5 protein-coding genes are annotated in these 6,608 nt (G+C 39.0%); all 5 read left to right on the forward strand.

Annotated features, from left to right (window positions below):
- Positions 1 to 55: 55 nt before the first annotated feature.
- The 5 genes from NQ163_RS18880 to NQ163_RS18910 all read left to right on the forward strand — a co-directional run bounded on the left by NQ163_RS18880 (position 56) and on the right by NQ163_RS18910 (position 6,237).
- Entirely contained in the window at positions 56 to 1,498 is a 1,443-nt protein-coding gene (locus tag NQ163_RS18880) for a carbon starvation CstA family protein (RefSeq protein ID WP_120238195.1), read from the forward strand.
- 27 nt (positions 1,499 to 1,525) lie between these two features.
- Positions 1,526 to 2,761 carry a hypothetical protein gene (locus tag NQ163_RS18885; protein ID WP_268191886.1) on the forward strand — a complete coding sequence of 412 codons (1,236 nt, stop codon included), beginning with the start codon at positions 1,526 to 1,528 and terminating at the stop codon, positions 2,759 to 2,761.
- A 69-nt stretch (positions 2,762 to 2,830) separates the two neighbouring features.
- On the forward strand, positions 2,831 to 3,067 hold the full coding sequence (locus NQ163_RS18890) for a hypothetical protein (RefSeq protein ID WP_268191887.1): 237 nt from the start codon (positions 2,831 to 2,833) through the stop codon (positions 3,065 to 3,067).
- An 85-nt stretch (positions 3,068 to 3,152) separates the two neighbouring features.
- The gene (locus NQ163_RS20765; protein ID WP_326493336.1) at positions 3,153 to 5,606 is read left to right on the forward strand and encodes a helix-turn-helix domain-containing protein; all 2,454 of its coding nucleotides are present in this window, start codon (positions 3,153 to 3,155) and stop codon (positions 5,604 to 5,606) included.
- A gap of 229 nt (positions 5,607 to 5,835) precedes the next feature.
- Complete coding sequence (locus NQ163_RS18910) at positions 5,836 to 6,237, forward strand: endonuclease domain-containing protein (protein WP_268191888.1); 402 nt, start codon at positions 5,836 to 5,838, stop codon at positions 6,235 to 6,237.
- Positions 6,238 to 6,608 lie beyond the last annotated feature (371 nt).

A 6,608-nucleotide genomic window follows, 5' to 3' on the forward strand; every position in this document is an offset into this window, starting at 1 on the left:
GTTTCCACTTGTTTTGTAGAAGTAAAATTTAGTACTCATACAAAACAAAATTACTATGGTAACCTTTTTTATTTGTATTGCCGCTCTGATTCTTGGATATGTGGTTTACGGAAAATTCGTAGAACGCAAGTTTGGAGCTGATTCAGAAAAAACTACACCTGCCATTTCGAAAGAAGATGGGGTTGACTTTGTACCAATGAACTGGAAGAAGATCTTCCTGATTCAATTCTTAAATATTGCCGGTCTAGGTCCAATTTTTGGAGCAATTGCCGGTGCATTATGGGGCCCTGTTGCCTTTATTTGGATCGTTATTGGCTGTATTTTCGCCGGTGCTGTCCACGATTATTTTTCAGGAATGCTTTCTGTTCGCCATGGAGGTGCCAGTATTCCCGAAGTAGTAGGAAAATATTTAGGCCCAGCCTTTAAAAACTTCATGCGAGTATTTTCGGTTGTGCTTTTGGTGTTGGTTGGCGTTGTTTTTATCAAAGGGCCTGCCAGTATCCTTAATGGATTAACAGGATTCAATGTTTCTATACTTGTGGGTGCTATCTTCCTGTACTACCTGTTAGCTACCATGATTCCTATTGACAAGCTGATTGGTAAGATTTACCCAATCTTTGGTTTGTGTCTTTTAATTATGGCATTCGGAATTGCCGGAGCTTTAATTTTCGGAGGTTATCAAATTCCGGAATTGGTTCCATCAAACATCATGAACTTTCACGCCTCTCCAGGTAAATATCCAATCTATCCTCTTCTGTTCATTACCATTGCTTGTGGTGCCATATCAGGATTCCACTCAACACAATCGCCTCTTATGGCTCGTTGTATGACCAATGAAAAGCAGGGAAGAAAAATATTTTATGGAACCATGATTGCAGAAGGTATTGTTGCCATGATTTGGGCAGCTGCTGCCATGACATTCTTTGGTGGTATCCGCGAATTGGGAGAAACCATGTCGCAACCTGGACACAATGCAGCCTGGGTAGTTAATGAAATCTGTAATAGCCTGCTTGGTAAAATTGGTGGTTTGCTAGCTGTTTTCGGTGTTGTTGCTGCTCCTATCACTTCTGGCGATACTGCCTTTAGAAGTGCTCGTTTGACCATTGCAGACTCTTTGAATTTCTCTCAGAAATCACTTGGTAAACGCCTGTTAATTACCCTGCCATTGTTCGCAGTAGGTTTCCTACTTACCCAGGTAAACTTTGCCATTATCTGGAGATACTTTGGATGGGCAAACCAAACCTTGGCAACCGTAGTACTATGGACAGCTGCCATGTATATGGTACACAAAGGTAGAAGCCACTGGTTCATCTCTTTGCCTGCCACTTTTATGACTGCAGTTATCACAACCTATATTCTAATTGCTCCTGAAGGATTTGGAATCTCACAAAGCATGGCTTACCCATTGGGGATTTTCACAGCCCTTGCAAGTCTAGGAGCATTCTTATTCGTGGCTTACAAAAAGTCTCAGGCCAAAGTGAAACTAGAACATCAATAAAACCTAACAAACTAAATCTGTACAAAAATGAAAACACTTAAATTTTTACTTCCTGCACTATTGATCTGTTTTGGATCTCTTGCAAAGGCACAGGAAAAAGTGAACGTTAAAATTAAAGGCTTTGTAGCCGCTGAAACCTACTTCGATACACGCAAAACCGTTAATGCCAGAGAGGGAGCAATCCTACTTTATCCTGCACCTGAATCTTTAGATTTGGAAGGCAATGATTTAAACGATCGATCGGAATTCTTTATGACGACCATTCAGTCTCGTTTGAATGCAACGGTAAGTGGATTTGAAGCTTTCGGAGCAAAAGGAACCGCTGTTATTGAAGGTGACTTTGTAGGAACCTCGAACGACAAAAGTGGATTACTGCGCCTGCGTCATGCTTTCATCAAGCTTGACTGGGACAAAGACCAGCTGCTAGCAGGTAAGTACTGGCACCCAATGTTTATAGAGTCGGCTTTCCCAAGAGTATTGCACTGGGGAGCAGGTGTTCCTTTTGGATTGTTGAATCGTGCACCTCAGTTGAGATACACCAGAAAATTTAACAAGAGCAAATTAAGCTTTGCACTGCTTTCCGAGATGGACTTTAAAAGTACAGGACCTGAAGGTGCAAATGTGAAGTACGCTCAGCAGTCAAGTATTCCTGAGATCAGTTCTCGTTTCGAAACCAAATTATCAAATGCAGTTTCTACAGGACTTACTTTGGGTTACCGAACCATTATGCCTTTAACGGTTAATTCTGTCGGAGTTAAAACCAATGAGAAACTGGGCAGCTACTACATGAACTATTGGTTGGGTATCACAGGCAAAAAGTTTAAGTGGAACATCCAGAGTATCTACGGACAAAACATGTACAACTTCACCATGATTGGTGGCTATGGAGTGAAAAATGTAAAGTCGAATGGCGATTATGAGTACACAAATATTAAGACCTGGAATTTGACTTCTGATATTTTCACAACAACAGGAAATGTACGCTATGGTTTCAACGCCGGTTACAGCGCAAACCTGGGAGCTGATGATGATTTGGCTAAAAATGGAGATAAGTTCGTTGGCCTATACAGCCGCGGCTCAAACATAGACTATCTGTATCAGCTAGCGCCAAGAATTGAATTCCTGGCTGGTAAAATGAAGATTGGTGGAGAAATTATTCACACGGGTGCTGCCTACGGAACAACTCAGGCCGACGGCAAGGTTGGAGACTCTGATGTTGTAAACAGCACAAGATTTCTTCTGCACTTTAAATACGCTTTTTAGATCTATTCATATTAACCTAAGTTCGAACCCTGAGTATTGATTCAGGGTTCGATTTAAAAAATCTCGGACATGAATGAATACAAAATATTTTCTCAAGCTTTAGATATTTCATATCCCTGGATCATTTCGAATATCAATTTAAAAGAAACCGATCAGAAAGTAAAAGAACTTCACATACATGTTCAACTTAAAACCTTAAAGAAGAATACAACATCTCAAAACTTTCCCTTAACCAAAAGGCAAGATAATTTTTTAGGATATACTTGCTATGTGCACTACTCCATCACTGATAACTCGCGCAACTGAGTCAAAAGAACTCAATAATTCCATATAAAAACAGGTTAATCATAAACATTTTGTACTTTTAATATCTGATATTGATTTGAACAAAATGGAATCCAATTCACAACTCGAACTTGCGCATAAATTCGTTAGAAATACGAATACCACAATTTTTCTGACAGGAAAAGCCGGTACAGGCAAAACAACATTTCTGAAACAACTTAAGGCTGAATTGCCTAAGCGAATGGTGGTGGTTGCTCCAACGGGTGTGGCGGCCATTAATGCAGGTGGTGTTACCATACATTCCTTTTTTCAGCTGCCATTTGGCCCCATTCTCCCTGGTCAAATCCTGAATGAAAAACCCAATGCAAGCGAAGCTTCGGTGCGCAAATACCGCAAAGAGAAAATCAACCTGATTAAATCTTTGGATCTTCTCATCATTGATGAGATAAGTATGGTTCGTGCCGATTTGCTGGATGGAATTGATGAAGTGCTGAGAAAATTCAAGAATCGAAATCTACCTTTTGGTGGCGTGCAGGTACTCATGATTGGAGATTTGCAACAGCTTCCTCCTGTAGTAAAAAATGAAGAGTGGAGTTTGCTCAGCCAGCATTACGATACCGCATTTTTCTTTAGCAGTCGCGCTTTTCGTTCCTCACAACACATTAGTATCGAATTAAAACATGTTTATCGCCAAAAAGATCAGGATTTCATTCAAATCTTAAATGAAATCAGGAACAATCATCTTTCTCAGGCCTCATTCAAGGAGTTGGAAAAAAGATATTTGCCTGATTTTAATCCAAAAAATAAGGATGGCTACATTACATTGACTACACACAATGCGCGAGCTCAAAAAATAAACGAAGAACAACTGGAGAAGCTTAAAAGCAAAACAGAATCTTTCGGCGCCACAATTGATGGACAGTTTCCCGAATACTCCTATCCTACCGATGAAGATTTGAAATTGAAGGTAGGAGCCCAGGTAATGTTTGTAAAAAACGATAGCTCGCCCGAAAAACTATATTTCAACGGTAAAATTGGTACCGTTACCGGATTCGAAGAAGATGCCATACTGGTAAAATGTGAAGACGATCATTCCGAAATTGAGGTACATCCTGAAGAATGGCAAAGCATTAAATACAGCATCAACCAGGAATCGAAAGAGATTCAGGAAGATGTGGTTGGTCAGTTTACCCAATATCCACTGAAATTGGCTTGGGCCATTACCATTCACAAAAGCCAGGGCTTGACTTTCGACAAGGCAATTATCGATGCCAATGCAGCTTTTGCTCATGGTCAGGTTTATGTAGCTCTGAGTAGGTGCAAAACTTTGGAAGGATTGGTACTAAAATCGAAATTAAGCGAAAGCGGTATCATTTGCGATCGTTCTGTATCTCAGTTCACCCAATACATCGAGAAAAATCCGCCAAGAGAAGAACAATTGGAAATTGCCAAAAGAAGTTTCCAGTTTCAGCTATTGGAAGAACTGTTTACCTACTCCGATCTGTACAGAGTTTATCGAAACATCAACAAGCAACTGCAAGATAACCTGAAAGCATTCCAGGGCAATCTGCCTGAGAAAATCAAAGCTGGTTTCGATGCCTTCCAGACCGAAATTTTAAGCGTTGCCGATAAGTTTATTCCAAGTTTAAAAAGGTATTGCTTTGGCGATGAAAAATTGGATGACAACAAGGAAGCACAGGAAAGAATCAAAAATGGCTGCAAGTATTTTACAGATAAGCTCGATCAGCATCTAATTTCCATCTTAAACGATCATTCGTTTGAAACCGATAATCAAGCCATTGAAAAAGTGATTAATGACTACTTGAAGCAATTACACGAGCTTTCTCACGTAAAACTTAGCTGTGTAAAAGCATGCGTCAAAGGGTTTAAGCTTGACCCTTATTTGGATACCAGGGCCAAGGCACATTTGGAAAAAGTTCGTTTTAGAGCCAAACGAAAACGCGATGTGGTGGATGAAAATGTGGAACATCCTACTTTGCTTCGCAAGTTGAAAAGCTGGAGAAAAGAGCTCTCAGAAAATATAAATGCTCCTGCATATATGATTGCCTCGCAACGCAGTTTAGTTGATATTGCCAACATGTTGCCATGTTCGGCCGACCAGCTAAAAGCGGTAAAAGGATTTGGGAAAAAGAAAATTGAACGATATGGTGGCGAGGTAATTAAGCTGGTAATGGAATACAGGCAAGAAAAAGGATTGGGCATGCTTAATTTTACACCAGAGCATGAGGTAAAACCCAAGAAACCCAACACCAAGGAGGTGAGCTACGATATGTATTCCGATGGTAAAAACGTTCGGGAAATTGCAGCTCTACGCAACTTGTCACAAACCACAATAGAATCGCACCTGGCACACTACGTTGGCCTGGGCATGCTCGATTTAAAAGACTTTGTGGAAAAAAAGAAAATCAAAAAAATTAAAGAGCAATTTAAAAAGCATGGTACCGATAGTTTAAACCCAGTAAAAGAAGCATTGGGAAATGATTACAGCTATTCGGAACTACGATATGTGCAGTCTTTTTTGAGGAATTCGAAGGAGTAGATGGATTGAACTTTATTTCGGCAACAGCTAAAGAAATTGTTTCATTTATTTCACCCTTTAGTCTATCGACAGTTTCCCTAATAGGGAAACACTCATCTGGAAACATACAGACTGTATAATAGTAATTATACAAATCAATACTTGGGGATAAAAAGGGAAAAACTAGACTTACAAAATTAGAGAGTTGATTAATTGTAAATGAAAATCTTGAAACTAAACTTCTTTCTACATGAAGTACTCAGATATCAAAGAATTTAAGCAAAAGCTTAGAAAAGAAGCTACACCTTCGGAACAAGTCCTGTGGAGACATGTTAGAAGACGTCAATTAAAAGGACGAAAATTTCTGAGACAACATGCAATTGTTTATGATTCGAATAACGAAGAATACTTTTTCTTTATACCTGATTTTTATTGCAAAGATGAACAACTTGCTATTGAATTAGATGGTAAAATTCATGATTTTCAGAAAGCAAAAGATCAAAATCGGGATGAGATTATACAGGATATGGGAATCACAGTCCTAAGAATTAAAAATGAAGAGCTAAGTGATATTAAAAAAGTACTTGAAAAAATTATGAGTCAATTTAAACGCAATGACGATGATCCTATTTTCAAAAGAGAAAAACGGTAAATAAAAATTACTTTGGATATTCTAATTGTTGAAATAAGCACCTCTCTGGCCGTCGTCATTTCTCCTAGTAGGAGAGAACTTTCAAATAGAACTCATCCCTTTAATTTTTTCCCTCCTAGGGAAAATCCCGACAGGGAAAAGGGTGAAATACAAATTCCCCAACACTTTTAAGTTTCATTAACTTTTGTTTAAACCATTTAGCACACTTCTACCCTACATTTGTAATGTACAAAACAGAGAAGTTTTTTCATAGAATTAGATTTAGGTTAGTAAATAGTGGTTAGAAGAAAATCCCGGACTTGCGAGTTCGGGATTTTTCTTTGGAATATATTCTGCCCTAATCTAAAGCAGAGCAAATGGAAATAGTCCGT

The organism is Marinifilum sp. D737 (assembly GCF_026672275.1).
Taxonomy (GTDB): domain Bacteria; phylum Bacteroidota; class Bacteroidia; order Bacteroidales; family Marinifilaceae; genus Marinifilum.